The sequence below is a fragment of the Streptomyces sp. NBC_01471 genome, assembly GCF_041438865.1.
Lineage (GTDB): Bacteria > Actinomycetota > Actinomycetes > Streptomycetales > Streptomycetaceae > Streptomyces.
Window position 1 is genome coordinate 6,083,169 of sequence record NZ_CP109450.1, and the last position, 24,588, is coordinate 6,107,756.

Consider the following 24,588-nt stretch of genomic DNA (forward strand, 5'->3'; position numbering starts at 1 on the left):
ATGGGACTCACCATCGGCGTCGACATCGGCGGCACGAAGATCGCGGCCGGAGTGGTCGACGAAGAGGGCACCATTCTCGATGTGCACAAGGTGCCCACCCCGCCGACCGCCGAAGGCATCGTCGACGCTATCTGCGCGGCAGTCTCCGAGGCCGGCAAGGGGCACGAGATCGAGGCGGTCGGCATCGGGGCGGCCGGTTACGTGGACGACAAGCGCGCGACCGTCCTCTTCGCGCCGAACATCAACTGGCGGCACGAGCCGCTCAAGGACAAGGTCGAGCAGCGCGTCGGCCTGCCCGTGGTCGTGGAGAACGACGCCAACGCGGCCGCCTGGGGGGAGTACAAGTTCGGTGCGGGGCAGGGGCACGAGGACGTCATCTGCATCACGCTCGGCACCGGTCTCGGCGGCGGCATCATCATCGGCAACAAGCTGCGGCGCGGACGGTTCGGTGTGGCAGCCGAGTTCGGCCACATCCGGGTCGTACCGGACGGACTGCTGTGCGGCTGCGGCAGCCAGGGCTGCTGGGAGCAGTACGCGTCGGGGCGGGCCCTCGTCAGGTACGCGACGCAGCGGGCCAACGCCACCCCGGAGAACGCACAGGTGCTGCTCGGCCTCGGCGACGGGACCCCCGCCGGCATCCAGGGCAAGCACATCAGCGAGGCCGCCCGCCAGGGCGACCCGGTGGCCGTCGACTCGTTCCGCGAGCTCGCCCGCTGGGCCGGGGCGGGGCTGGCCGATCTGGCCTCGCTCTTCGACCCTTCGGCGTTCATCGTCGGCGGCGGTGTGTCGGACGAGGGCGAACTGGTCCTCGACCCGATCCGCAAGTCCTTCCGGCGCTGGCTGATCGGCGGCGCGTGGCGGCCGCACGCCCAGGTGCTCGCGGCCCAACTCGGCGGCGAGGCAGGGCTGGTGGGCGCCGCGGACCTGGCCCGCCAGGGCTGACCCGAGCAGCCGGACCGGCGCCTGCCGCACCCCAGGGGTGCGGCAGGCGCCGCTCACTGCCCGCCGTCGTAGGGTGTCGCCCATGGCGATCACTACGCTGCCCGAATCCCGTACGGAGAGCGACTCGGCCGTAATCCGGGTGCTCAGTTACAACATCCGCTCGATGCGCGACGACCGCGCGGCGCTGGTCCGGGTGATCCGCGCCTGCGACCCCGATCTGGTGCTCATCCAGGAGGCCCCGCGCTTCTTCCGCTGGCGCAAGGCCGCGGCCCGGCTCGCGACCAGTACCGGCCTGGTGACACTCGGCGGCGGAGCCACGGCGGCCGGTCCGCTGCTGCTCTGCTCGCTGCGCGCCACCGTGGAGCGCACCGAGGACGTGCTGCTGCCGCGCACCCCCGGCCTGCACCAGCGTGGGTTCGCGACCGCTGTGGTCCGCATCGGGGGCGCCCGGCTCGGCGTCCTCAGCTGCCATCTGAGCCTGCAGTCCGCCGAGCGCCGTACGCAGACCGGGCTGCTGCTCGACCGGCTCGGCTCGATGGACGTCCCGCACGCGGTCGTCGCCGGGGACCTCAACGAGGGCCCGGACGGCCGGAGTTTCGGGCGGCTCGCGACGGAGCTCCAGGACTGCCGGACGGTGAAGCCGTGGGGCGGCGGGCACACCTACCCGGCGGCGGCCCCGGACCGGCGGATCGACGCGGTGTTCGCGACGCCGGAGGTCGAGGTGCTGGGGTGCGGGGTGCCGCAGGACATCCCGCAGGCGGATCTCCGGGCGGCGTCCGACCACCTTCCGGTGCTGGCGGCACTCCGGGTGCGGACCGGCCCGACCGGCGCCTGAGAGGGCCGCGCCGGTCCGGGGAGGCTGGTCCGGGTCAGGCGGGGTCGGTCCGGCCTGACCCGGACGGAGAGCCTTGGGCCCCCAGGCCCTGGATTCTGCATCCCAGACCCCCGGGTCCCCGACTCCGGATCCGGCCCCTAGACCACGGCGCCCCGGCCGGGATCGTCCTCGTCGTCGTCCTCCGGCCCCATCCGCACCACCAGTACCGCGAATCCGCCGAGAAACCCGCCGATACCGAGCGTCGTGAGCCACCACGTCATGTCCCAGCCCAGCACCACGGCGAGGATCAGCAGCACCGGTCCGCCCACGACGGCCAGCCAGGCGAACTTCGCCGTGACGTCCGCCTCGGGCAGCTCCGGGTCCGGCTGGACGAAGTGGCCCTCGTCGGAAGGCCCGAGGTCGTCGTCGGACGGCTCCGCCAGGCTGTGGTCGCGGGGCCCGCCGATACCCGGGGCGAACACGACCGAGCTGCCCAGCGGCCGGTCCGGCCCACTCGCCGGATCAGGCGCGGTCTCGGACTCGGCCTCCGCATCCGGCGTCTCGGCCCCGGACTCCCGGGCCCCGTCGGCGTTGACCCCCTCCTCCAGCAGGGCGAGGTCCTCCACCGACTTGAAGGGCTTGGTGCCCGCGGGATCGGCGGGCTCCGCACCGTACCCCGCGACGATCGCGGCCCACACCGCTTCCTCGTCGATCGGCTGCGGTTCGCGCTCCGCCTCGTTCTCAGCCACCGGTAGTACTCCCCTTCGTCCCGACGCTCGGAGCGAGGCGGCCGATGAACGCGTGGCTCTTCTCGAAAATCCGCTCCGCATCGTGGTCCAACGTCGCCACGTGGTAGCTCTGTTCCAGCAGGACCTCCTCGACATCCGTCGACGAGACCCGGCTGAGGATGCGGGCCGAGTCGGAGGGCCGCACCACATGGTCCTCGGCGCTGTGCAGAAGGAGCAACGGCTGGGTGACCTGGGGCAGTTCACGGTCCACGAGCCGGCAGAAACGCCGCAGCGAGTGGGCGCAGTGCAGCGGCACCCGGTCGTAGCCCACCTCGACGGAGCCGCCCAGGGCGATGTCGCTGGCGACCCCCTTCGTCGTACGCACCAGATGCCGGGCGACCGGGAGTGCGTGGGCCGCGATGCCGTGCACCTTGTTCAGCGGGTTGACCAGGACGAGGCCGCTGACCGAGTGGCCGTGCTTGGCGGCCAGCCGCAGGGCCAGCGCGCCGCCCATCGAGAGACCGAAGACATAGACCCGCTCGCACCGGTCGAGCAGGGCGCGCAGCTCCCTGTCGACCTCCGCGTACCAGTCCTGCCAGCCGGTGACCTGCATGTCCTGCCAGCGGGTGCCGTGCCCCGGGAGCAGCGGCAGCGAGACGGTCAGCCCCTGCTCGGCCAGATACTCCGCCCAGGGGCGCAGCGACTGCGGCGAGCCGGTGAATCCATGACAGAGGAGGACGCCGGTCTCTCCGCCTTCGTGGCGGTAGGGCTCGGCTCCAGGAAGCACCGGCACCGGGTCTCCTGTTCGTCAGGTCTCGAAAGGTGTACTTCACCGTACGCGACCGGACCGACACCGACCAGGGCCGTCACCCCCGGGACGGAGAGCGGATGGCCGGGAGCGCACGCCCCGCGCGGGTTATGGTCGGTTCGACCGTCACAGGAAGGCATCCGAGTTGATCTACGGCGCAATGAAGTTCGCCATCGGGGGATCGCTGAAGGTCGCCTTCAGGCCGTGGGTGGAGGGGCTTGAGAACATTCCCGAGGAGGGGCCCGCCATCCTCGCGAGCAACCACCTGTCGTTCTCGGACTCCTTCTTCCTGCCCGCCGTCATGGACCGCAAGCTCACCTTCATCGCCAAGGCCGAGTACTTCACGTCGCCCGGTGTGAAGGGGAAGCTCACCGCCGCGTTCTTCAAGGGCGTCGGCCAGCTGCCGGTCGACCGCTCGGGCAGCCGCGGCGCGGGCGAGGCCGCGGTCAGGAGCGGTGTCGAGGTGCTGGCCCGGGGCGAGCTCTTCGGTATCTACCCGGAGGGCACCCGCTCACCGGACGGCCGCCTCTACCGGGGCAAGCCCGGAGGCCTCGCCCGGGTGGCGCTGGCGTCCGGTGCGCCCGTCATCCCGGTCGCGATGATCGACACCGAGAAGATCCAGCCGCCCGGACAGGTCATGCCCAAGCTGATGCGGCCCGAGATCAGGATCGGCAAGCCGCTCGACTTCAGCCGCTATTACGGCATGGAGAACGACCGGTTCATCCTGCGCTCGGTGACCGACGAGGTCATGTACGAGATCATGAAGCTCTCCGGCCAGGAGTACGTCGACATCTACGCGACCGCCGCCAAGCGCCGGATCGCGGACGACGACAAGGCCCGGAGGGCCGCCGAGGCCGCGGAGAAGAGCGAGGGGGCGGACGGGTCCGGCAGCTAGCCGTACCGTCCGCCGGGGGGTGCGATGGGGAAGGACCGGCGCGAGCGCGTCGTGCGGATGTCGGTGGAACTGCCCCTGTGGCGTGCGCTGACCGCTTACCGCGTGCTGACGATGGTCTACGCGATCCTGCTGTTCGCCTTCGCGTACCGGGAGTTCCACCGTCAGTGGGTGGCCGTCGCCTACTTCGCGGTGCTGGCCGCCTGGACCCTGGCCACCCTTCCCAGGGTGGCCGGCGCGGCCCGCTGCACCAAGCGCTTCCTCGGCGCCGATCTCACGGTGGCCATCGCGGGCATCCTGCTGACGCCGGTCGCCGACTCGCACGCCCGGGTCGTCGGGGGCGCCACGACCATGCCGTCCATATGGACCGCCGGTTCCGTCCTCGCGTTCGCGATCAAGGGCGGCTGGCGGTGGGCCGCCTTCGCCTCGTCGGTGGTGGCGGTCGCCAACGTCACCGAGCGCGGCGAGCCCAGCGGGGACACCATCCACAACGTGGTCCTGGTGTGGATCGCCTCCATCGCCATCGGCTACATCGTCGAGGTCGCCCGGGCGTCCGAGCGCACCCTCGCCCGCGCCCTGGAGATAGAGGCGGCCACCCGGGAGCGGGAGCGGCTGGCCCGCGACATCCACGACAGCGTGCTCCAGGTGCTGGCCATGGTGCAGCGCCGCGGCGCCGCGCTGGGCGGGGAGTCGGCCGAGCTCGGCCGGATGGCGGGGGAGCAGGAGGTCGCCCTGCGCACCCTGGTCTCCAGCGGTCTCGTCCCCCTGGCCAGGGACCCCGCCGAGGCGGATCCCGCCGACGGGGAGAGCCGGGGCGTCCGGGAAAGGCCGGGCGGCGTCCGGGAGCCCGGCGGGCAGAAAGCCGGAGAGCCGGGGCGCATCGATCTGCGGGCGCTCCTCGCCCCGCACGCCGGATCGCGGGTGAGCTTCGCGGAACCGGGCGCTCCGGTGCTCCTCGACCCCGCGGCGGCGAAGGAGCTCGCCGCCGCGGTCAGCGCGGCCCTGGACAACGTCCGCAGGCACGCGGGCAGCGGCGCGCGGGCGTGGATCCTGGTGGAGGACGAGCCGGACGAGGTGATCGTGACGGTACGCGACGACGGCCCCGGCATCCCGGACGGGAGGCTCGCGGTCGCCGAGGGGGAGGGGCGCCTCGGTGTCGCCCTCTCCATCCGCGGCCGGCTGCGGGATCTGGGCGGCAGCGCCGAGCTGATCTCGGTACCGGGCCAGGGCACCGAGGTGGAACTGAAAGTGCCGAGGAACACGCGCACCACGCGGGGGAACGGACGGACATGAGCGAGCGGAACGACATGAGCGAGCAGCGGATGGTCGAGGCGGTCAAGGTGATGGTGGTCGACGACCACCCGATGTGGCGGGACGCGGTCGCCCGGGACCTGGCGGCCGCCGGTTTCGACGTCGTCGCCACGGCGGGCGACGGCCCCCAGGCGGTGCGGCGGGCCAGGGCCGTCGTGCCCGATGTCCTGGTGCTCGACCTCAACCTGCCGGGGATGCCGGGCGCCCAGGTCTGCAAGGAGCTCGTCGGGGCCTACCCCGCACTCCGCGTCCTGGTGCTCTCGGCGAGCGGTGAGCACGCCGACGTCCTGGAGGCGGTGAAGTCCGGCGCCACCGGCTATCTGCTGAAGTCCGCCAGCACGCAGGAGCTGTCGGACGCCGTCCGCAGTACCGCGGCCGGCGACCCGGTCTTCACCCCGGGCCTGGCGGGCCTGGTCCTGGGCGAGTACCGCAGGCTCGCGTCCGACCCGGCGCCCGCGGCCTCCGACGAGCCGAAGGCCCCGCGGCTCACCGAGCGGGAGACCGAGGTGCTGCGGCTCGTCGCGAAGGGGCTGAGCTACAAGCAGATCGCCGAACGCCTCGTCATCTCGCACCGCACCGTCCAGAACCACGTACAGAACACCCTGGGCAAGCTCCAGCTGCACAACCGTGTGGAGCTCGTGCGGTACGCCATCGAGCGCGGCCTCGACGACGTCTAGCCGTGCACCAAGCCGCGTATCAAGGTCAACTGCACGCAGAACGGCGGGAATTGACCTTCCGCCCTATCCCTTTGTGACCTGGGTCACCGTAGCGTGGAGGGCACGGTGTCTTCCACTGCGAAGGGACGTGGTTCCATGCGGGTCGGAGTGCTGACCGGGGGCGGCGACTGCCCCGGGCTCAACGCGGTCATCCGGGCTGCCGTCCGCAAGGGCGTGCAGGAGTACGGCTTCGGATTCACCGGATTCAAGGACGGCTGGCGTGGCCCCCTGGAGGGCGCCACCGTCACACTCGGCATCCCCGAGGTGCGGGGGATCCTGCCGCGCGGCGGAACCATCCTCGGTTCGTCGCGCACCAACCCCTTCCGCACCGAGGACGGCGTCCGGCGGGTGCGGGAGAACCTCGCCGGTCACGGGGTCGACGCGCTGATCGTGGTCGGCGGCGAGGACACGCTGGGTGTGGCGGGCCGTCTCTGGGACGAGTACGGGATCCCCTGCGTCGGCGTACCGAAGACCATCGACAACGACATCTCGGCCACGGACTACACCTTCGGTTTCGACACGGCGGTGGGGATCGCCACCGAGGCCATCGACCGCCTCCACACCACCGCCGAATCGCACATGCGCGTCCTGGTGGTCGAGGTGATGGGCCGGCACGCGGGGTGGATCGCCCTGCACTCCGGGCTGGCCGGCGGCGCGAACGTCATCCTCATCCCCGAGCAGCGCTTCGACATCGATCAGGTCTGCGCGTGGGTGACCTCGCGCTTCCGGGCCTCGTACGCCCCGATCGTGGTCGTCGCCGAAGGGGCGATGCCCAAGGACGGTGACGCGGTGCTCAAGGACGGCACGCTCGACTCCTTCGGCCACACCCGGCTCTCCGGGGTCGGCGAATGGCTCGCCACCGAAATCGAGAAGCGGGCCGGCAAGGAGGCCCGCACCACCGTCCTCGGCCATGTCCAGCGCGGCGGCACCCCCAGCGCCTTCGACCGCTGGCTGGCCACCCGCTTCGGCCTGCACGCGATCGACGCCGTGCGCGACGGGGACTTCGGCATGATGGTCGCGCTGCGCGGGACGGACATCGTGCGGGTGCCGATCGCCGTGGCGACCGCGCGGCTCAAGACGGTCGACCCCGCGCTCTACCGGGAGGCCGGGGTCTTCTTCGGCTGAGCGCCCCGCCGTCCGGACGCCTGCGCCAGCACCCCGGCCAGCAGCCCCGTCACAAGCCGGGCCCCGTTCTTCGTCAGCACCGACTCGGGATGGAACTGCACCCCGGCGAACCCGTCACCGCGCAGCGCGTGCACCTCGCCGCCGGCCGGGTCACGGCTCAGCTCGATCCGGTGCATCGCCAGCTCCGCCGCCGCGCCCTCGTCGCACCGCGCCGTGTACGAGTTGTAGAACCCCACCGTCTCCGGTCGCCCGAAGAAGTCGATGCGCTCCTGGGCGCCCTGGTGGGGGACCGCCTTCCGGACGATCTCCAGGCCCAGTTCGGCCGCCATCAGTTCATGGCCCAGGCACACCCCGAGCAGCCCGTGCCGGTGGTCGCGGAGCAGCTCCGCGGTGAGCCCCCGCAGGAACCGCATCTTCGGGTCGGCCCGGTCCGCCGGGTCGCCGGGCCCCGGGCCGAGCACCACCGGACCCCGGTGCCGCAGGACGTCGTCCCGCAGACCGGGCTCGTCGTACCGCCGCACCGTCACGTCCAGCCCCGACGACCGCAGCAGATGGGCGAGCATCGAGGTGAAGGTGTCCTCCGCGTCCACCACCAGCGCATGGCCCGCCACGGCGGCGGTCGTCTCCTGCATCCGCAGCCAGAACGGCGCCAGGTCGCCCCGCCGGGACTCCAGGGCCGCCCGCACCCGCGGATCGTCCGCGAGCCGCGGCCCGGCGGCGGCCGGCCGGGGCCTGTCCTCCCGCACCCCGAGCGCGGTCAGTACCCCCGCCGCCTTGGCGTGGGTCTCGGCGACCTCGCTCGCCGGATCCGAGTGGCGTACGAGCGTGGCGCCGACCGAGACGCGCAGCGCGCCCGCGGCCGAGATGTCGGCCGTCCGGATCAGGATCGGCGAGTCCAGGGTCTGCGCCCCGCCCGCGTCACGCCCGATGAGCGCCAGCGCCCCCGCGTAGTAGCCGCGCCCGTCCGCCTCGTACCGCTCGATCACCCGGCAGGCGTTCTGCCCCGGCGAACCGGTGACGGTCGCGGCGAACATCGTCTCCTTCAGCACCTCCCGCACATCCATCGAACTGCGGCCCCGCAACTCGTACTCGGTGTGCGCGAGATGGGCCATCTCCTTCAGCCGCGGCCCGACGACGACCCCGCCCCTGTCGCCGACGGTGCACATCATCTTCAGCTCCTCGTCCACCACCATGGAGAGCTCGTCGGTCTCCTTGCGGTCGCCGAGGAACTCCAGCAGCGCCTCGGTGGTCGGCCCCTCCGGCGGATAGCGGAAGGTCCCGCTGATCGGGTTCATCACGACCGTCCCGCCGGACATCCGGACATGGACCTCGGGGCTCGCGCCGACCAGGGTGCGCTCCCCGGTGTGCACCACGAAGGTCCAGTACGCCCCGCGCTCGCCGTCGAGCAGCCGCCGGAAGAGGGCCAGCGCGTCCGCCCGGCCGAAGCCCGGGACGGAGCCGGTGTACGTGCGCCGGACGACGAAGTTCGCCCCCTCGCCCCGGCCGATCTCGTCCTCGATGACCCGCCCGACGATCTCCCGGTAGGCGTCGTCGCTGACGTCGAAGCCGCCGTCCTCGACCTGTACGCCGTGGGCGGGCAGCTGGTCGAGCACCTCTCCGAGCGGCAGCTCACAGCACTCGTCGGCGACCAGGACCGCCAGCGGCGTCCCGTCGTCGCGCACGTCGAATCCGCGCTCCGCGATCTGCCGGAACGGCACCAGGGCCAGCACGGGACCGCTGCCGCCCGCCGGGATGTCCGCGAGCCGTGCCACCTGGTGGACCTCGCCGGTCAGCAGCTCGACGGTGTCGTGGTCATGGCCGGGAGCACGCCTGCGCAGCAGGGCGAAGGGGCGGTGGTCGTCCAGCAGTGCGCTGATGAGCATCGGGGTTGTTCCTTCCGGGCGCCCCGCGGTGCGGGGAGGGATACGGGGAGGAACGGCCGGTGGAAACACGGAAGGCCGCCCCTCGGGCGGCCTTCGCTTCGTCTGTACGCGCGATGTCAGTGGGCCGCCGGATGAGCGGTCCACCACCAGTTTCGAGTCGTCGTCGCGAACATGGTGGGGACTGTAGCGCATCGGAGGTGTCCGTCCGGGCTCCCCGGCCGTCTCATCCACCGGGCACCACCAAAACCGGTGACGGCGACCCCGTACTGTTGGCGCTGTGACCGTGAACGCTGATACCCAAGCCCCCGCCGCAGAGGCGACCTGGCGCGACCTTCCCGCGGTGCAGCAGCCCGAGTACCCGGATGCCGGCGCGCTGCGCGATGTGATCGCGGACCTCACGTCGTATCCGCCGCTCGTCTTCGCGGGCGAGTGCGACCAGCTGCGCGAGCGGCTGGGAGCCGTGGCCAGGGGCGAGGCGTTCCTGCTTCAGGGCGGCGACTGTGCCGAGGCCTTCGACGCGGTGTCCGCCGAGCACATCAGGGCGAAGCTCAAGACGCTGTTGCAGATGAGCGCCGTGCTCACCTACGCGGCCTCGGTGCCCGTCGTGAAGGTCGGCCGGATCGCGGGCCAGTACTCCAAGCCGCGCTCCAAGGGGACCGAGACCCGCGACGGCGTGACGCTGCCTACGTACCGCGGCGACTCGGTCAACGGGTTCGACTTCGACGAGAAGTCCCGGATCCCGGACCCCGAGCGGCTCAAGCGGATGTACCACGCGTCCGCGTCGACGCTGAACCTGGTCCGCGCCTTCACCACCGGTGGCTACGCGGACCTGCGCCAGGTGCACGCCTGGAACCAGGACTTCGTGAAGTCCTCACCGTCCGGACAGCGTTACGAGCAGCTCGCCCGCGAGATCGACAGCGCGCTGAACTTCATGAAGGCGTGCGGGACCGACCCGGCGGAGTTCCGCGCGGTCGAGTTCTACGCCTCCCACGAGGCGCTCCTCCTCGACTACGAGTCGGCGCTGACCCGCACGGACTCCCGTACCGGCAAGCTCTACGACACCTCGGGCCACATGGTCTGGGTCGGTGAGCGCACGCGCCAGCTGGACCACGCGCACATCGAGTTCGCCTCGCAGATCCGCAACCCGATCGGTGTGAAGCTCGGCCCGACGACCACGCCTGAGGAGGCGCTCAGCTACATCGAGCGTCTGGACCCGGACCGCGAGCCCGGCCGGCTGACCTTCATCGTCAGGATGGGCGCGGACAAGGTCCGCGACCGGCTGCCGAACCTGGTCGAGAAGGTCACCGCGTCCGGCGCCCAGGTCGTCTGGGTGACGGACCCGATGCACGGCAACACCTTCGAGGCGGCGTCCGGCCACAAGACCCGCCGCTTCGACGACGTGCTCGACGAGGTCAAGGGCTTCTTCGAGGTCCACAAGAGCCTGGGCACGCACCCCGGCGGTATCCATGTCGAGCTGACCGGTGACGACGTCACCGAGTGCGTGGGCGGCGGCGACGAGATCTTCGTCGACGACCTGCACCAGCGCTACGAGACGGCCTGTGACCCGCGGCTCAACCGCAGCCAGTCGCTCGACCTGGCGTTCCTGGTCGCGGAGATGTACCGGGCGCAGTAGGCAGGACCCCGGCCGGCGGACCCTGCGGTACGGCCGGCGAGCACAGCGGAAAGGGCCGTGGGGTGCGGATCACAGAGATCCGGACCCCACGGCCCTTTTGCACCCCCGGGATCGGCGGGTAAGGTAAGGGTTACCTCACCGATTGGTCGGGGTGGTGCCCGTCAGCGATCCCGTCCGGGAGGTGAACCCGCGTGTACGTCTGCTCGTGCTTCGGCGTGACCGAGAAGCAGGTGAAGGAACACGCGGACGCCGGCGCCTGCACCCCCCGTGACATCGCGTCGGCCAGCAAGGCCGGCACGGACTGCGGCGGCTGCGTACGCAGCATCCAGGCGATCCTGGGCCGGGGCGGCTGCCCCCGCCGGGAACTGCTCGACGGACGCCGGCAGCCCGCACAGGAGCCCGTCGGCACACCGGAGCCGGCCGGAGTTCCGCTCCCCGAGGCCGCCTGACCCCGAGCCTGTCACCGTACGGCGCGTCCGTACGCGCTGAGGCTCAGCTCTCCGGCTGCTCGATCACCTGGGCGATGTAGAGCGGCTCGCCGAGTTTCTCCACCAGCTCCAGCTGGGTGTCGAGATAGTCGATGTGATGCTCCTCGTCGGCCAGGATCGCCTCGAAGATGTTCGCGGATGTGATGTCGGACTTGCCGCGCATGACCTCGATCCCGCGCCGGAGCCGGTCGATGGCCTCGGCCTCGACCTGCCGGTCCGCCTGGAACATCTCGGTGACCGTCTGGCCCACCCGGACATGGAAGAGCCGCTGGTAGTTCGGCAGCCCCTCCAGGAAGAGAATCCGGTCGGTGAGGATCTCGGCGTGCTTCATCTCGTCGATCGACTCGGACCTGGTGTATTTCGCGAGCTTGGTCCAGCCGAAGTTCTCCTGCATCTTCGCGTGCAGGAAGTACTGATTGATCGCCGTGAGTTCTGCGGTCAGCTGCTCATTGAGAAACTCGATGACCTCGGGGTCGCCCTGCATCGCAGAGGCTCCTTCCAGGCGTGGATCTGGGCAGATTCCGCGCATCCTGTCACCGCCCATCGGGGCAGTCCAGTAAGTGCAGGCTTAGTACGAGTTGCCCTCATCGGTGCAGACCTGGTCATGACCACCCCGCGAGGTCTGTCACCATGGATGCATGGGTCAGCCGGAGAGCCGGGAGCAACAGGGAGCGGCGCAGTCCGAGCTCCCCCCGGGGCAGCGGCTGCAGCGCGGCTGGCCGGTGACCCACTACGGTCCCGTCCCCAAGTTCAAGCCCGACCGCTGGGAATTCCGGATCTTCGGAGCCACCGCGGACGGCGAGAAGCACTGCTGGAACCACGAGGAGTTCTCGGCTCTGCCGTTCTCCACCGTGGTCGCCGACCTGCACTGCGTGACGAAGTTCTCCATGCTGGCGGCCGAATGGGGCGGCGTACGGGCCCGGACGCTGGCCGAGCTCGCACCGCCCGCGCCGCAGGTCACCCATGTGATGGTCTGGGCCGAGTACGGCTACAGCGCCAATCTGCGCCTGGAGGACTTCACGGATGCGAATACTCTCTTCGCGACCCACAAGGCCGGTGAGCTGCTGACCGCCGAGCACGGGTTCCCGCTGCGGCTGGTGGTGCCCCAGCTCTACGCCTGGAAGGGCCCCAAATGGGTCCGGGGCATCGAGTACATGACCGCGGACCGCCGTGGCTTCTGGGAGGAGCGGGGCTACCACAATCTCGGCGACCCCTGGCAGGAGCAGCGCTACTCGTACCAGGAAGGCCCGGAGGACGGTCCCGAGCTCTGAGCGGGTCGTTCCCCGGAGGCGGAGCGTCTCAGAGGCGGAGCGACTTCAGACGGTCCACGTCCGCCTTGTGCCCCTCCTTGCCGCCGGGGGTCTCGATGACCAGCGGCACCCCCGCGGTCGCCGGATGGGCGAGCAGCTCCCGGAACGGCTCCGCACCGATGTGACCCGCCCCGATGTTCTCGTGCCGGTCCTTGTGCGCGGCCGTGGCCTCTTTGGAGTCATTGGCGTGGATCAGCTTGAGCCGGCCCTCGCCGACGGTGTCCACGAGCAGGTCCAGTGTCTGGTTCATCCCGCCGGGCCCTGCCAGGTCGTGGCCGGCCGCGAAGATGTGGCAGGTGTCCAGGCAGACCCCGAGCCTCGGATGGGAGTCGAGCGCCTCGAAGTACGGGCCGAAGTCCCAGGTGCGGGAGCACAGCGACGAACCCTGGCCCGCCGTCGACTCCAGCAGCAGGAACGGGTCGTCGTCGTGGGTCAGCTCGTCGAGCAGGGGCAGCAGATGCGCGCGGACCTGCGCCAGTGCCTCGGACCGCGGACGGCCACCGGTCGCTGAGCCGGTGTGCACGACGACGCCCAGCGCGCCGATCTCCCGGCCCCGGCGCAGCGAGTGGCGCAGGGACTCCACCGACTTCTCCACGGTCGCGGCCGTGTGCGAACCGAAGTTGATCAGATACGGCGCGTGAACGTACGCCGTGACCGCCTCGTTCGCGCACTCCTTGCGGAACTGCTCGTCCTGGTCCGGGTTCCCGGTGGGTGTGGCCCAGCCGCGCGGGTTGGCCACGAAGACCTGTACGGTCTCCGCGCCCAGCTCCCGGGCGTAGGGCAGTCCGGTCCTGGCGAGTCCGCCGGCCACGGGGACGTGGCCGCCGATGGGGTTGCGCACGGTGTGTTCAGAGTCCCTTGGTCTTGATGGTGATGGTGCTGCCCTCCGGGGCCCGGCCGCCGCCGTCGACGGATTGGCTGTCGACGGTGTCGCTGAAGGACAGGAACGGCCGGTCGACATGGACCTTGAAGCCCTTGTCGGTGAGCGCGCTCTTCGCGTCGTCCACGTTGTCGCCCGTGACGTCGGGGACGCTGATCATCCGGGGACCCTTGGAGACCGTCAGTGTGATGGTGTCGCCCTCCTCCGCCCGCGCCCCCTCGGCAGGCGACTGCTTGGCGACCTGTCCGGCGTCCTCGGTGGAGTTGATCCGCTCCGGCGCGACCACGACCTTGAGGTTCTCGTCCTTGAGGTCGGCGCGCGCGTCGTCCAGGGACTCGCCGGTGACATCCGGTACGTCGACCGGGGCGCCCTTCGAGACGACGAGGGCGATCGCGGAGTCGGCGTGCCGCTCCGTGCCGGACCCCGGGTCCGTACGGATCACCTTGCCCCGTCCGACGTCCTCGCTGAACTCCTTGGTGACCATGCCGGACGCCAGCCCCGCCTTCGTCAGGTCCTGCTTGGCCTGTGCGAGCGGCCGGCCCTCGACGCGGGGCACCCGGACGACCCTGGGTCCGCGCGAGATGACCAGGGACACCGCGTCGTTGTCGCGGATGCGGGCGCCCGACGCCGGGCTGCTGCTCATGACCTGGCCGCGGTCGTAGGTGTCGCTGAATTTGCGTTCGGTCCTCTTCACGTCGAGACCGGCGGCCGACAGCCGCGACGTCGCGGTCTTCTCGGGCTGGCCGAGGAGCGAGGGGACCCGGGTGAACTGGCCCGAGTTGATGTACCAGACACCGGCCCCGACGCCCAGCACCAGCAGGACGGCGACGACCGACGCGATGAGACCGCGGCGGGCCCGCCGGCCGCGGCGCACGGGCTGCCGCCCGGGCTCCGGCTCCTCGGCGGCGGGCATCACCAGACGGCTGGTCCGGTTGATCCCCGCTGCGGGCAACGGGCGCCGGATCACATCCGTACGGTCCTCGGAGGAGTCCGCCCCCGGCCGCGCGGCGCCGGTCGCGAGCGCCTGCGGCGGTTCGGCGTCCAGCTCGGCGTCGCTCAGTGCGGCGCGGGCCTCGCGGACCTGGCCGAGCAGCGCCACGGCGTCGTGCGGCCGGTCGCCGGGGTGCCGGGCGGTGGCGCTCGCCACCAGGTCGTCCAGCCGGCCGGCGAGTCCCGGAACGGCGGCGGACGGCGCGGGCACGCCTTCGTTGAGGTGCTGGTAGAGGACCTGTGCGGCGGTGTCGCCGCCGTGCGGTTTGGCGCCGGTCAGCATCTCGTACAGCATCACGCCGCAGGCGTAGACGTCCGCCCGGGTGTCGGCCGTGCCCTGCTCGATCTGCTCGGGGGCCAGGTAGGAGACGGTGCCCAGGATGGTGCCCGTGCTGTTCGTCTCGGTGTCCACGGCCCGGACGAGGCCGAAGTCGGCGACCTTGACCCGGCCGTCGTCCCCGATCAGCACGTTCTCCGGCTTCATGTCGCGGTGGACGAATCCGGCCCGGTGCGCGGCGCCGAGTGCGGCGAGGACCGGCTCCAGGATGTCCAGGGCCGCACGGGGGCACAGCGCGCCCCGCTCGCGCAGGACGTCGCGCAGCGTGCACCCGGCGACGTACTCCATCGCCAGATAGACGTGCGCGCCCTCCGCGCCCTGGTCGAACATGCCGACCACATTGGGGTGGTCGAGCCGTGCGACGGACTTGGCCTCCCGGATGAACCGCTCCACGAACGTGGCGTCGACCGCCAGTGCGGGGTGCATCACCTTGAGGGCGACCACCCGGTCCAGACGGGTGTCGACGGCCCGGTAGACCGTGGCCATGCCACCGACGGCGATGCACGCGTCCACCCGGTAGCGGCCGTCGAGCAGCTGCCCGACGAGCGGGGCTTGCGGGTCACCAAGCGTCGTATCCACGCTGGCGAGTGTACGAGTCGGCGCTGACAGGGCCTAAGCGGTCCTGGCGAATCGGCCGGGACTGAGGCCGAGCTGTGACAGGGCGGGAGGCGGCTGTGGGGGAGGCATCACGCACCTCCCGCCGACCCGCTCGGCCGGCTCCGTGCAAGCGGACACGCCCTAGAACGCGGGCCGCTCCGGATCGAGTGCCGCGCGCCCCGCCTCCGGTGACGACGCCCGGGCGAAGTGCCTCCGGGGGATCCGTCCCGCGCGGTACGCGAGCCGGCCCGCCTCCACGCCCCGCCGCATCGCGGACGCCATCAGCTCCGGTTCCTGCGCGCGCGTCACCGCCGAGGCCAGCATCACGGCCGCGCACCCGAGCTCCATCGCCAGCGCGGCGTCCGAGGCCGTACCGGCCCCCGCGTCGAGGATCACCGGCACGCCCGCCCGCTCCACGATCAGCTGGAAGTTGTGCGGGTTGCGGATGCCGAGGCCCGAGCCGATGGGGGAGCCGAGCGGCATGATCGCCGCGCAGCCCGCCTCCTCAAGGCGCCGGGCCAGCACCGGGTCGTCGTTGGTGTACGGCAGGACCGTGAAACCGTCGTCGACCAGCGTCTCGGCGGCGTCGAGCAGCTCCACCGGGTCGGGCAGCAGGGTGTGCTCGTCCGCCACGACCTCAAGTTTGATCCAGTCGGTGCCCAGCGCCTCGCGGGCCAGGCGCGCGGTCAGGACCGCCTCGCCCGCGGTGAAGCAGCCGGCGGTGTTCGGCAGCACCTTGATGGCGAGCCGGTCGAGCACCGAGAGGACCGAGCCCTGCACCGTCGGGTCGAGGCGGCGCATCGCGACCGTCGTGAGTTCGGTGCCCGACGCGATCAGGGACCTCTCCAGCACATCGAGGCTCGGCGCACCGCCGGTCCCCATGATCAGCCGGGAGGAGAAGACGGTGTCCGCGAGGGTGAGGGGATCGTCTGCCATGTCCGGTTCAGCCTCCTTGGACTGCGGTGAGGATCTCGACGCGGTCGCCGTCGCCGAGCGCGGTGCGGGACCAGCTGCCCCGGGGCACGACGGTCTCGTTGACCGCGGCGGCGACACCCGACGGAGCGCTGGTGAGGCCGGTGACCAGCACATCGAGGGTGGTGCCCGGCGCGATCCTGCGGGGCTCGCCGTTGACCGACACGTCGACCGGCGGCGGGTCCGCGGGAGGTGCGTCCACCGGCGGCACGTTCGTGGGCGTGGGCGGCGTGTTCATGCGGGCTGCTCCTGTCGTACGGGAGAGAAGCGCCGGGGAGTGAAGGCGCGGGCCTCGGCGGGCAGCTCCCCGGTGGTGAGCAGTTCGGCCATCACATCGCCGGTGACGGGGGTGAGCAGCACGCCGTTCCGGAAGTGCCCGGTGGCCAGCAGGAGGCCGGGCAGCGCGGTCGGGCCGAGCAGCGGCGCGTTGTCGGGCGACGCGGGACGCAGTCCCGCGCGCGTCTCGGTGAGCGGGAGTTCGGTGATGCCGGGCACCAGCTCGTGGGCGTCGCGGAGCAGTTCGTACACCCCGCCCGCGGTGACCGTGGTGTCCCAGCCGAGCTCCTCGCTGGTCGCGCCGACCACGAGTTCCCCGTTCTCGCGGGGGACCAGATAGACATCGCTGCCCCGGACGACCGCGCGGACGGTCCGGCTGAGGAACGGCGCGTACACGGGCGGCACCGTCAGCCGCAGGACCTGCCCCTTGACCGGGCGTACCGGCGGAAGCACCGCGTCCGGCACCCCGGCGAGCCGGCCGCTGAGGCTGCCCGCCGCCAGGACCACCCGGTCGGCGGTGAGCGCGACGCCGTCGGCGAGCACGACGCCGGTAGCCCGGCCGCGTTCCACCGTCAGCCGCTCCGCCCAGCCGCGGTGGAAGGTGACCCCGGCCCGCTCGCACGCGGTGAGCAGCGCTTTCGCCAGCCGCCGCGGATCGACCTGGTGGTCGCCGTCCACCCGCAGCCCGCCGCGTACCCCCGGCGCGAGCATCGGTTCGAGGCGCCTGCACTCGCGTCCCGTGAGCCATTCGGACTCCAGGCCCGAGCGGAGCTGGAGCGCGTGCAGCTCCCGCAGACGGGCCCGGTCGTCGAGGTCGAGTGCCACGGCGAGGGTGCCGCAGGCGCGGTAACCCAGCTCCTGCCCCGATGCCTCCTCCAGCTCCGCCGCGAACGCCGGGTAGCGGCGGGCGGACTCCAGATTCAGACCGAGCAGGACCTGCTCGCCGTAGTGCAGTTCCGTGACGGCGGCCAGCATGCCGGCCGCGACCTGTGCGGCGCCGCCGCCCGGCTGCGGGTCGACGACGGCGGTGCGCAGTCCGCGCTGCGCCGACCGCCAGGCCGTGACGAGGCCGATGATCCCGCCACCGATGATCAGTACGTCGGGCAGCGTGTCCGCGCGGTCGGTGCGGTGCGCGTGGTGGTTGGCGTGATGCGCGTGCATGGGCGTCCAGCCCCTCCCTTCGCCGGCATGACCCGGATCAGGTTCGTACGGTCGGAGGCCGTCCAGCCCCCCTCTCAGCCCGGTACGCCCGGACTCCCGCGAGTGGTTCAGCGTGGCCAGCCTAACCCCGGTCCGCGCCGCCCCGTAAGGCGTCCCGGGACGGCCCCCTGTCCTGACGGTGCGTCAGCTGCTTAAGGTGATCGGGTGAGTGAGCCGAGGAACGTCGTCATCGCCGGTGCGGGCATGGCCGGAGTGCAGACCGCTGTCGCCCTGCGGGACCAGGGCTTCACCGGGCCCGTCACGCTGATCGGTGAGGAGTCCCACCAGCCGTACGACAGACCGCCGCTCTCCAAGTCCGTGCTGCTCGGCAAGGCCGAGGGCTCCGCCTTCGACGTCGACTTCGGCGCGCTCGGGGTCGAGCTGCTGCTGGGCTGCGAGGTGACCGGCGTACGCCCGCGGGAACGGGAGCTGGACACCTCGCGCGGCCCCGTCCCGTACGGGTCGCTGGTCGTCGCCACCGGCGCCCACCCGGTCACGCTGCCCGGCAGCGAGGGCGTTCCCGGCGTCCATCTGCTGCGCACGCTCGACGACGCGGGGCGGCTGCGGGCCGTCCTCGCCGACCGGCGGGACGTCGTGGTGGTGGGCGCCGGCTGGATCGGCGCCGAGTTCGCCACGGCCGCACGGGAGGCGGGGTGCGCGGTGACGGTGGTGGAGGCGGCCGGCCGGCCGCTCGTCGGGGCGTTGCCGGCCGAGATCGCGGCGCCCATGGCCGACTGGTACGCCGACAGCGGCGCCGAACTCGTCACCCACGCACGCGTGGCCCGCGTCGAGCCGGGGGCCGTGGTCCTGGAGTCCGGGCGGCGGCTGCCCGCCGCGGCCGTCCTCGTCGGCATCGGGGCCAGGCCCGCGACCGGCTGGCTGGCCGGCTCCGGAATCGCGCTGGGCACCGACGGCTCGGTCACCGCCGACGAGCGGCTGCGCACCTCGGTCGCCGATGTGTACGCGGTCGGCGACTGCGCGTCCTTCCCCTCCCGCCGGTACGGCGAGCGGCTGCTGGTCCACCACTGGGACAACGCCCTCCAGGGGCCGCGCACGGTGGCGGCGGACGTGATCGGCGAGACGCCGCAGGTCTACGACCCGGTGCCGTACTTCTGGTCCGAGCAGTTCGGCCGGTTCGTCCAGTACGCGGGCCACCACGCGGCCGCCGACACCCTGGTCCGGCGCGGCGACCCGTCCGGTCCGGCCTGGTCGGTGTGCTGGCTGCGGGAGGGGCGGCTGGTCGCGGTGCTCGCCGTCGGCAGGCCCCGGGACCTGGCCCAGGGCCGGAAGCTCATCGAGTCGGGAGCCCCGGTGGATCCGGTGCGTACCGCCGATCCGGCCGTGCCGCTCAAGTCGGCGGTACGCCCGGAGACGGGCCGGAGCTGAGCACGCGCCGCCTGAAGGGCTGAGTCCGGGTATCGACTGTCAGTGCGGGATGGCAGGCTTGTCCCGTGACCGAGATTGACGCAAAAACCGATGCTCTCATCCCCGCCTGGCTGCACCTGCCCGACATCGCCGAGATGTTCGACGTCGAGGTGACCCGGGTACGCCAGCTGGTCAGGGACGGCACGCTGATCGCGGTGCGCCGTGGTGAGAACAGGGCGCTCCAGGTGCCCGCCGCCTTCATCGACGGCACCAAAGTGGTCAAGGGCCTCTCCGGGACCCTGACGCTCCTGCGGGACGACGGCTTCAGCGACCAGGAGATGCTGGAGTGGCTCTTCACCCCCGACGAGACCCTGCCCGGCACGCCCGCGCAGGCGCTGAGCGAGAATCGCGGGACGGAGGTGAAGCGCCGGGCCCAGGCGCTCGCCCTCTGACCGGATGGTGACCACCCCGCGGTGTACGGAAGGGGCCCGCAGCCCCGGCCCGTACACCGCGGGTCCGTACCGCCGTTCGTCACCGCCGTTCCTGTACGGCAGCCCATCGCTGTCCACCAGTGCATCAGCTCACCTGTCCATCAGCTCAGCAGTCCATCGCCGTCCCTGGGGGGAATCGCCCGATGTCCACCGCACCCGCACCGCTCTCCGACGCCCGGCTGTATCTCTGCACGGACGCGCGCAGGCGCCAGGGTGACCTGCCCGAGTTCCTGGACGCCGTCCTGTCCCACGGCGTGGACATCGTCCAGCTGCGGGACAAGGGGATGGAGGCGGCCGAAGAGCTCGACCACCTCCAGGTCTTCGCCGACGCCTGCCGCAGGCACGGCAAGCTGCTCGCGGTGAACGACCGGGCGGATGTCGCGCACGCCATCGCGTCCGACGTGTTGCACCTGGGCCAGGGCGACCTGCCGGTCCCCGCCGCCCGTGCGCTGCTCGGCCCCGAGGTGCTGATCGGCCGCTCGACCCACGCCGAGTCCGAGGTGGACGCGGCCGCCGCCGAACCGGGCGTGGACTACTTCTGCACCGGGCCCTGCTGGCCCACCCCGACCAAGCCGGGTCGGCACGCGCCGGGGCTCGGCCTCGTGCGGTACGCGGCGGCGCTCGGCACCTCCCGGCCCTGGTTCGCGATCGGCGGGATCGACGCGGGCAACCTGGACGAGGTGCTGGACGCGGGGGCGCGCCGCGTCGTGGTCGTCCGTGCGATCACCGAGGCGGGCGACCCGGCTGCTGCGGCTGCCGCTCTCGCCGCCCGGGTCCGGGCCCGTACCGGGCAGGAAGCCCGGTAGGGACCGGGAGGCCCCGCCGGGGACCGGCGATCAGCAGGGCCAGGAGGTCCGGCCGGGGTCTGGCAGACGGCCGGCAGGGAAACGGACGTACCGGTTCCGGATAACTGTCCGATGGGTGGACAAGTATCTCGCAAATCGGTCATAAAGTCCCGGCGTGGTTGGGGGAGAGGTAAGCCCTGACTAATCTGCCCGTATGGCCTTCGGTACCTCTTCCACCAGAACCGACCACGCCCGGACCGTGCGCGATCTGCTCGCGACCGGCAGGACGCTGTACTCCTTCGAGTTCTGGGCGCCCAAGACCGAGAAGGGCGAGCGGAACCTCTGGAACGCGCTGCGCCGCGTCGAGTCGGTGGCACCCAGCTTCGTGTCCGTGACCTACGGCGCGGGCGGTTCGTCGCGTGCGGGCACGGTCAGGGCCACCGAGCAGATCGCCTCTGACACCACACTCACCCCGGTCGCGCACCTCACGGCCGTCGACCACTCCGTCGCCCAGCTGCGCAACATCATCGGCCAGTACGCGGACGCCGGGATCCGGAACATCCTCGCTGTCCGCGGTGACCCGCCCGGCGACCCGATGGGCGAGTGGGTCAAGCACCCGGAAGGCGTCATGTACGCCGCCGACCTGGTGCGGCTGATCAAGGAGTCCGGCGACTTCTGCGTCGGCGTCGCGGCCTTCCCCGAGATGCATCCGCGTTCGGAGAACTGGGAGAGCGACATCCGGCACTTCACCGACAAGTGCCGGGCCGGCGCCGACTACGCGATCACCCAGATGTTCTTCGACCCGGAGGACTATCTGCGGATGCGCGAGCGGGTCGTCGCCGCAGGCTGCGACACCCCGGTCATCCCGGAAGTCATGCCGATCACCAATGTGCGGCAGCTGGAGCGGTTCGCCCAGCTCAGCAACGCGCACTTCCCGTCCGGCCTGAAAGAACGCATCCACGCGGTCAAGGACGACCCGGCCGCTGTACGCTCCATTGGCATCGAGTTCGCTACGGAGTTCTGCGCGAAGCTGCTCTCCGAGGATGTTCCTGGACTGCACTTCATCACGCTGAACAACTCCACCGCGACCCTCGAAATCTACGAGAATCTCGGACTGCACAAGCAGTCCTGACCGGTCCATCCGTCCCCCGCACGGGACGATGGCCGCAGAGAGGGGCGTACATGGGCTGGACGGTCCTCTATGTCGGGTTCGGATTCGTCGCGCTGTGGCTGCTGGGCGAGGTGCTGCTGCAGTACAAGGCCCGGCTGCGCTGGCGTCTGCTCGCCTTCACCGGGTTCCTCGGCGTGGTCGTCGGTGTGCTGCTGCACTCCGTACCGGTGATCGTGGTGGGCGCCCTCGCGTTCGCCGTCGGCCAGTTGTACGTCACGCTCTCCTTCCGGCGCGGCTTCTCGACCGGCTGGGCCATGAAGGGCGCACCCCGGGAGAACAAGCGGCGCAGGGCGCGCGGCGGGAACACGGCGAAGGATCCGGTACTCGAAGTCTCGGACCTGGAGTACGAGCAGCCCGGGCAGGACCGGCCGGGCGGCCAGGACCAGGACCTGCTGGACGGCGGCCCGCACGGCGGCCACGAGGGCCCCTTCGCGCAGCACGGCCCGGACCACGACGGCTACGAGCAGGCCGGGTACGGCGGCAGCGGCTACGGGACGGACGACGGGTTCGGCTACCACGGATCCGCCTACCCGCAGCACACCGCGGACTCCGGCACCTCCCCGGAGCCGCAGACCCCCGAGCCCATGGCCGCCGGTGTCTACGCCCCGCAGCCGATGCCCGACGACACCGGCCAGTACGGCATATACAGCGACACGGCGTACGGAACCGCGGCGCAGTACGGCACCGGCTACGACCAGAACGGCCAGTCGTACGACGGCCAGTACGGCTACGGCGGCGAGCAGCAGCAGTACCCCGCCTACTCGGACCCGTACATCGGCGCGGGCCAGTACGGAGCCTCCTACGGGGGCCAGCAGCAGTACACCGATCCGTACGCGGACCAGTACGCCAACGACACCCCGCCCGGCGGGGTCTGGGTCCCGCAGCAGCGCGACACCGAACCGGCGTACGGCTTCCCGCACAACCCGTCGTACGGGGAGCACGCCGACCACCCCGACCACTCCGGGCAGCAGCCGTACCAGAGCGGCCACGACGGCCACAACGAGCAGCAGCGGTACTGAGAGCGGTCGGCGCCCGCCACCGGGTGCGGTACGCCGTGTCCCGGGCGGCGCGGGCGGTGCCGCGCCGTCCGCCGGGTGTTCACCGCGAGCCGCGGAACCCCTCGCCCTCGACGATCAGCCCGGCGGCCAGCGCCCCGGACATGCCGGCGTGGGCGAGCCCGCCGCCCGGGTGCGACCAGCCGCCCGCGCGGTAGAGGCCGGGCAGCGGAGACCTATTGGGGGCGGGCAGCAGCTGCCCGTGCGCACCGGCCAGTGCCGGGCCCGGCACCTCGGGCGAACCCGTTTCCCGAAGCGTGTCGGCGGGGGTCCGTACCTCGCGCCACAGCGTGCGCTCGCGCAGCCCGGGCACGGCCGCCTCCGCTGCTGCCACCACCCGGTCCGCGAACGCTTCGGCCTGGTCGCCGGTGGACCAGTTCTCCGTCCCGCCGACGGTCCCGCGGATGACCGGGACCGTGACCGTCAGCGTCAGGGACTCGTGCCCCGGGCCGGGAACCAGCGCCGGATCGTCGGGGCGCAGCACGGTCACCATCGGCAGGGTGCTCTCCGCCCGGTGCACCACGGTGCGGTGGACGGCGTCCGCCGGCCGGTCACCGCGCAGCGCCAGGCAGACCACGAACCGGCCGGACCCCGCGTCCGTCTCCCGGCGCGGCGCACGGGCCGACGGCAGCGGGGCGCCCGCGACCACGTGGTCGGCGTCGACGCCGCGCCCGTCGGCCAGCTCCAGACCGCAGGCCCGGCCGTCCTTCTCCCGTACGTCCGTGGCCTCGGCCGAGAACACGAACTCGACCTTCCGCGCCAGGCACCGCTCGTACACCGCGTCCGCCAGCGCGCGCATCCCACCGCGTACGTACCAGTTGCCGAAGGTCTGCTCCATGTACGGCAGGACGGCGGCCGACGCCGGGGCGGTCAGCGGATCGAAACCGTGGGACAGGGCGTAACTCGCCAGCAGGGCAGCCAGCCTCGGATCGCGCAGCTCCCTGCTGCCGATCTCGCCGAGCGTGGACGCGCCGCGCCGCAGCAGCCCGGTTCTGAGTGCCGGGTACGGTTCGCGGCCCAGCGGTGCGGGATCGGCGGGCAGCGGCTCTTCGAGGAGCGGGCGCCTGGTCCTGTCCCAGGTCTCCCGGGCCCGGTCGAGGAACGCACCCCAGCGGGCGCCGGCGCCGCCGCCCAGCGCCGCGTCCAGGGCCGCCACGGCCCCTGCACGTGAGGCGTTCGGCAGCAGGACCTCCGTCCCGTCGTCGAAGAGATGGCGGCTCGCCGGGTCCACCTGGACGAGTCCGACGCACTGCTCCAGCGGTTCACGGCCCGTCTTCACGAAGAGGTCGCGGTAGACGGCGGGCAGCTGGAGCAGCCCGGGCCCGGTGTCGAAGGCGAAGCCGTCGCGTGCGAAGCGGCCCACCGCCCCGCCGTGGGTCTCCGTACGTTCGTACACCGTCACCCGGTGGCCTGCCACAGCCAGCCGGGCGGCAGCCGCCATGGCGCCCATCCCGGCGCCGATCACCGCAATCCGTGCCATGGCAGGGACTTTATCGGTGTCCGCACGCCCCCGGTGGCGCACACACGTCTGAGTATCCGTACCTAGAAGCGGAGATGAGTAGTTACGCGGATAGGCTCCCACCTGCGAAGACGGCAGAGTGTGGGGCACGGAAGGGGCGCGGCGCCGGCACTGCCGACACGGGGCGGCGGAACGGCGCGGCTCCCCTGACGAGTACGGGTGTACGGGGGAGTACAGCGGGGGAGTACGGGGGAAGCGCCGCTCAGGAACGGCCCGGGAGACCGGGCGGGGACGGGCGGCGCTCTTTCCTTTCCCGCACTTCCCGCACTTCCCGCTCCTCCCGGCCGTCTCGGTCCTCCG

At 72.0% G+C, this 24,588-nt stretch carries 25 protein-coding genes and 1 riboswitch; of the genes, 14 read left to right on the forward strand and 11 right to left on the reverse strand.

All coding sequences use genetic code 11. The features are described from left to right. Window positions 1–942: an ROK family glucokinase gene (locus tag OG285_RS27220; RefSeq protein ID WP_356824995.1), complete on the forward strand. Its 942-nt coding sequence runs from the start codon at window positions 1–3 to the stop codon at window positions 940–942. Window positions 943–1,024: 82 nt separating this feature from the next. Next, a complete protein-coding gene (locus OG285_RS27225) occupies window positions 1,025–1,777 on the forward strand; it encodes an endonuclease/exonuclease/phosphatase family protein (RefSeq protein WP_356824993.1) in 753 nt (250 codons plus the stop codon). Between the two features lie 137 nt (window positions 1,778–1,914). On the opposite strand, the gene OG285_RS27230 is transcribed toward OG285_RS27225, so the two are convergent. Next, complete coding sequence (locus tag OG285_RS27230; RefSeq protein ID WP_371792494.1) at window positions 1,915–2,505, reverse strand: hypothetical protein; 591 nt, start codon at window positions 2,503–2,505, stop codon at window positions 1,915–1,917. Next, entirely contained in the window at window positions 2,498–3,277 is a 780-nt protein-coding gene (locus OG285_RS27235; RefSeq protein ID WP_356824989.1) for an alpha/beta fold hydrolase, read from the reverse strand. Before OG285_RS27235 ends, OG285_RS27230 begins: the two co-directional genes overlap by 8 nt. A gap of 160 nt (window positions 3,278–3,437) precedes the next feature. Here OG285_RS27235 and OG285_RS27240 point away from each other — a divergent pair, with 160 nt between their 5' ends. From OG285_RS27240 to OG285_RS27255, 4 genes are all read left to right on the forward strand, one after another. Then, window positions 3,438–4,187 carry a lysophospholipid acyltransferase family protein gene (locus tag OG285_RS27240; RefSeq protein ID WP_371792495.1) on the forward strand — a complete coding sequence of 250 codons (750 nt, stop codon included), beginning with the start codon at window positions 3,438–3,440 and terminating at the stop codon, window positions 4,185–4,187. 24 nt (window positions 4,188–4,211) lie between these two features. Next, the gene (gene macS / locus OG285_RS27245) at window positions 4,212–5,477 is read left to right on the forward strand and encodes a MacS family sensor histidine kinase (RefSeq protein ID WP_371792496.1); all 1,266 of its coding nucleotides are present in this window, start codon (window positions 4,212–4,214) and stop codon (window positions 5,475–5,477) included. Next, window positions 5,474–6,172 carry a response regulator transcription factor gene (locus OG285_RS27250; protein ID WP_356824983.1) on the forward strand — a complete coding sequence of 233 codons (699 nt, stop codon included), beginning with the start codon at window positions 5,474–5,476 and terminating at the stop codon, window positions 6,170–6,172. Before macS ends, OG285_RS27250 begins: the two co-directional genes overlap by 4 nt. Window positions 6,173–6,307: 135 nt before the next feature. Beyond that, window positions 6,308–7,336: a 6-phosphofructokinase gene (locus tag OG285_RS27255; protein ID WP_371793636.1), complete on the forward strand. Its 1,029-nt coding sequence runs from the start codon at window positions 6,308–6,310 to the stop codon at window positions 7,334–7,336. Here the strand turns inward: OG285_RS27255 and OG285_RS27260 are convergent. Together OG285_RS27260 and OG285_RS27265 are read right to left on the reverse strand one after the other, a co-directional pair. After that, window positions 7,306–9,219, reverse strand: coding sequence for an anthranilate synthase family protein (locus tag OG285_RS27260; protein WP_371792497.1), 1,914 nt, complete (start codon window positions 9,217–9,219; stop codon window positions 7,306–7,308). The two genes, OG285_RS27255 and OG285_RS27260, sit on opposite strands and share 31 nt — an antisense overlap. Before the next feature lie 116 nt (window positions 9,220–9,335). After that, entirely contained in the window at window positions 9,336–9,446 is a 111-nt protein-coding gene (locus OG285_RS27265; RefSeq protein ID WP_371792498.1) for a trp operon leader peptide, read from the reverse strand. Between the two features lie 50 nt (window positions 9,447–9,496). Between OG285_RS27265 and OG285_RS27270 the strand changes: the two genes are divergently transcribed. Next, window positions 9,497–10,852, forward strand: coding sequence for a class II 3-deoxy-7-phosphoheptulonate synthase (locus OG285_RS27270; RefSeq protein WP_356824979.1), 1,356 nt, complete (start codon window positions 9,497–9,499; stop codon window positions 10,850–10,852). A 191-nt stretch (window positions 10,853–11,043) separates the two neighbouring features. Then, on the forward strand, window positions 11,044–11,301 hold the full coding sequence (locus OG285_RS27275; protein ID WP_356824977.1) for a (2Fe-2S)-binding protein: 258 nt from the start codon (window positions 11,044–11,046) through the stop codon (window positions 11,299–11,301). A gap of 43 nt (window positions 11,302–11,344) precedes the next feature. Here the strand turns inward: OG285_RS27275 and bfr are convergent, their stop codons facing one another. Beyond that, a complete protein-coding gene (gene bfr / locus OG285_RS27280; protein ID WP_356824975.1) occupies window positions 11,345–11,824 on the reverse strand; it encodes a bacterioferritin in 480 nt (159 codons plus the stop codon). A gap of 154 nt (window positions 11,825–11,978) precedes the next feature. On the opposite strand from bfr, the gene OG285_RS27285 reads away from it, so the two are divergent. Further along, complete coding sequence (locus OG285_RS27285; RefSeq protein WP_356824973.1) at window positions 11,979–12,611, forward strand: sulfite oxidase-like oxidoreductase; 633 nt, start codon at window positions 11,979–11,981, stop codon at window positions 12,609–12,611. Between the two features lie 28 nt (window positions 12,612–12,639). Here OG285_RS27285 and OG285_RS27290 read toward each other — a convergent pair whose 3' ends face one another. From OG285_RS27290 to thiO, 5 genes are all read right to left on the reverse strand, one after another. Next, window positions 12,640–13,491 carry a deoxyribonuclease IV gene (locus tag OG285_RS27290; protein WP_371792499.1) on the reverse strand — a complete coding sequence of 284 codons (852 nt, stop codon included), beginning with the start codon at window positions 13,489–13,491 and terminating at the stop codon, window positions 12,640–12,642. A 7-nt stretch (window positions 13,492–13,498) separates the two neighbouring features. Further along, complete coding sequence (gene pknB, locus OG285_RS27295) at window positions 13,499–15,436, reverse strand: Stk1 family PASTA domain-containing Ser/Thr kinase (protein WP_371792500.1); 1,938 nt, start codon at window positions 15,434–15,436, stop codon at window positions 13,499–13,501. Window positions 15,437–15,595: 159 nt separating this feature from the next. Continuing rightward, window positions 15,596–16,390, reverse strand: coding sequence for a thiazole synthase (locus tag OG285_RS27300; protein ID WP_371792501.1), 795 nt, complete (start codon window positions 16,388–16,390; stop codon window positions 15,596–15,598). Window positions 16,391–16,397: 7 nt separating this feature from the next. Next, window positions 16,398–16,664: a sulfur carrier protein ThiS gene (thiS, locus tag OG285_RS27305; RefSeq protein ID WP_356824965.1), complete on the reverse strand. Its 267-nt coding sequence runs from the start codon at window positions 16,662–16,664 to the stop codon at window positions 16,398–16,400. After that, complete coding sequence (gene thiO, locus OG285_RS27310) at window positions 16,661–17,863, reverse strand: glycine oxidase ThiO (protein ID WP_371792502.1); 1,203 nt, start codon at window positions 17,861–17,863, stop codon at window positions 16,661–16,663. The genes thiS and thiO overlap by 4 nt, the downstream gene beginning before the upstream one ends. Then, a riboswitch (TPP riboswitch) is annotated at window positions 17,861–17,973 on the reverse strand. It overlaps the preceding gene by 3 nt. A 94-nt stretch (window positions 17,974–18,067) precedes the next feature. On the opposite strand from thiO, the gene OG285_RS27315 reads away from it, so the two are divergent. The 5 genes from OG285_RS27315 to OG285_RS27335 all read left to right on the forward strand — a co-directional run bounded on the left by OG285_RS27315 (window position 18,068) and on the right by OG285_RS27335 (window position 22,733). Further along, entirely contained in the window at window positions 18,068–19,288 is a 1,221-nt protein-coding gene (locus OG285_RS27315) for an NAD(P)/FAD-dependent oxidoreductase (protein WP_371792503.1), read from the forward strand. Window positions 19,289–19,353: 65 nt separating this feature from the next. After that, window positions 19,354–19,719 (forward strand): Rv2175c family DNA-binding protein, encoded by a 366-nt coding sequence (locus OG285_RS27320; protein WP_356824959.1) that lies wholly within the window; start codon window positions 19,354–19,356, stop codon window positions 19,717–19,719. Window positions 19,720–19,901: 182 nt separating this feature from the next. Next, a complete protein-coding gene (gene thiE, locus OG285_RS27325) occupies window positions 19,902–20,564 on the forward strand; it encodes a thiamine phosphate synthase (protein ID WP_356824957.1) in 663 nt (220 codons plus the stop codon). A 193-nt stretch (window positions 20,565–20,757) separates the two neighbouring features. Next, window positions 20,758–21,675, forward strand: a complete 918-nt coding sequence (gene metF / locus OG285_RS27330; protein ID WP_356824955.1) for a methylenetetrahydrofolate reductase [NAD(P)H] — start codon at window positions 20,758–20,760, stop codon at window positions 21,673–21,675. A 50-nt stretch (window positions 21,676–21,725) separates the two neighbouring features. Next, window positions 21,726–22,733, forward strand: a complete 1,008-nt coding sequence (locus OG285_RS27335) for a hypothetical protein (RefSeq protein ID WP_371792504.1) — start codon at window positions 21,726–21,728, stop codon at window positions 22,731–22,733. Between the two features lie 79 nt (window positions 22,734–22,812). Here OG285_RS27335 and OG285_RS27340 read toward each other — a convergent pair whose 3' ends face one another. Beyond that, the gene (locus OG285_RS27340; RefSeq protein WP_371792505.1) at window positions 22,813–24,249 is read right to left on the reverse strand and encodes a phytoene desaturase family protein; all 1,437 of its coding nucleotides are present in this window, start codon (window positions 24,247–24,249) and stop codon (window positions 22,813–22,815) included. Window positions 24,250–24,588: the final 339 nt, after the last annotated feature.

Coding starts and splice junctions, on each gene's coding strand:
- OG285_RS27285 (WP_356824973.1), top strand. CDS start 11,979: ATGGGTCAGCCGGAGAGCCGGGAGCAACAGGGAGCGGCGCAGTCCGAG.
- OG285_RS27335 (WP_371792504.1), top strand. CDS start 21,726: ATGGGCTGGACGGTCCTCTATGTCGGGTTCGGATTCGTCGCGCTGTGG.
- macS (WP_371792496.1), top strand. CDS start 4,212: ATGGGGAAGGACCGGCGCGAGCGCGTCGTGCGGATGTCGGTGGAACTG.
- OG285_RS27260 (WP_371792497.1), bottom strand. CDS start 9,219: ATGCTCATCAGCGCACTGCTGGACGACCACCGCCCCTTCGCCCTGCTG.
- OG285_RS27220 (WP_356824995.1), top strand. CDS start 1: ATGGGACTCACCATCGGCGTCGACATCGGCGGCACGAAGATCGCGGCC.
- OG285_RS27225 (WP_356824993.1), top strand. CDS start 1,025: ATGGCGATCACTACGCTGCCCGAATCCCGTACGGAGAGCGACTCGGCC.
- OG285_RS27300 (WP_371792501.1), bottom strand. CDS start 16,390: ATGGCAGACGATCCCCTCACCCTCGCGGACACCGTCTTCTCCTCCCGG.
- OG285_RS27265 (WP_371792498.1), bottom strand. CDS start 9,446: ATGAGACGGCCGGGGAGCCCGGACGGACACCTCCGATGCGCTACAGTC.
- thiS (WP_356824965.1), bottom strand. CDS start 16,664: ATGAACACGCCGCCCACGCCCACGAACGTGCCGCCGGTGGACGCACCT.
- bfr (WP_356824975.1), bottom strand. CDS start 11,824: ATGCAGGGCGACCCCGAGGTCATCGAGTTTCTCAATGAGCAGCTGACC.
- thiO (WP_371792502.1), bottom strand. CDS start 17,863: ATGCACGCGCATCACGCCAACCACCACGCGCACCGCACCGACCGCGCG.
- OG285_RS27340 (WP_371792505.1), bottom strand. CDS start 24,249: ATGGCACGGATTGCGGTGATCGGCGCCGGGATGGGCGCCATGGCGGCT.
- thiE (WP_356824957.1), top strand. CDS start 19,902: ATGTCCACCGCACCCGCACCGCTCTCCGACGCCCGGCTGTATCTCTGC.
- OG285_RS27250 (WP_356824983.1), top strand. CDS start 5,474: ATGAGCGAGCGGAACGACATGAGCGAGCAGCGGATGGTCGAGGCGGTC.
- OG285_RS27255 (WP_371793636.1), top strand. CDS start 6,308: ATGCGGGTCGGAGTGCTGACCGGGGGCGGCGACTGCCCCGGGCTCAAC.
- metF (WP_356824955.1), top strand. CDS start 20,758: ATGGCCTTCGGTACCTCTTCCACCAGAACCGACCACGCCCGGACCGTG.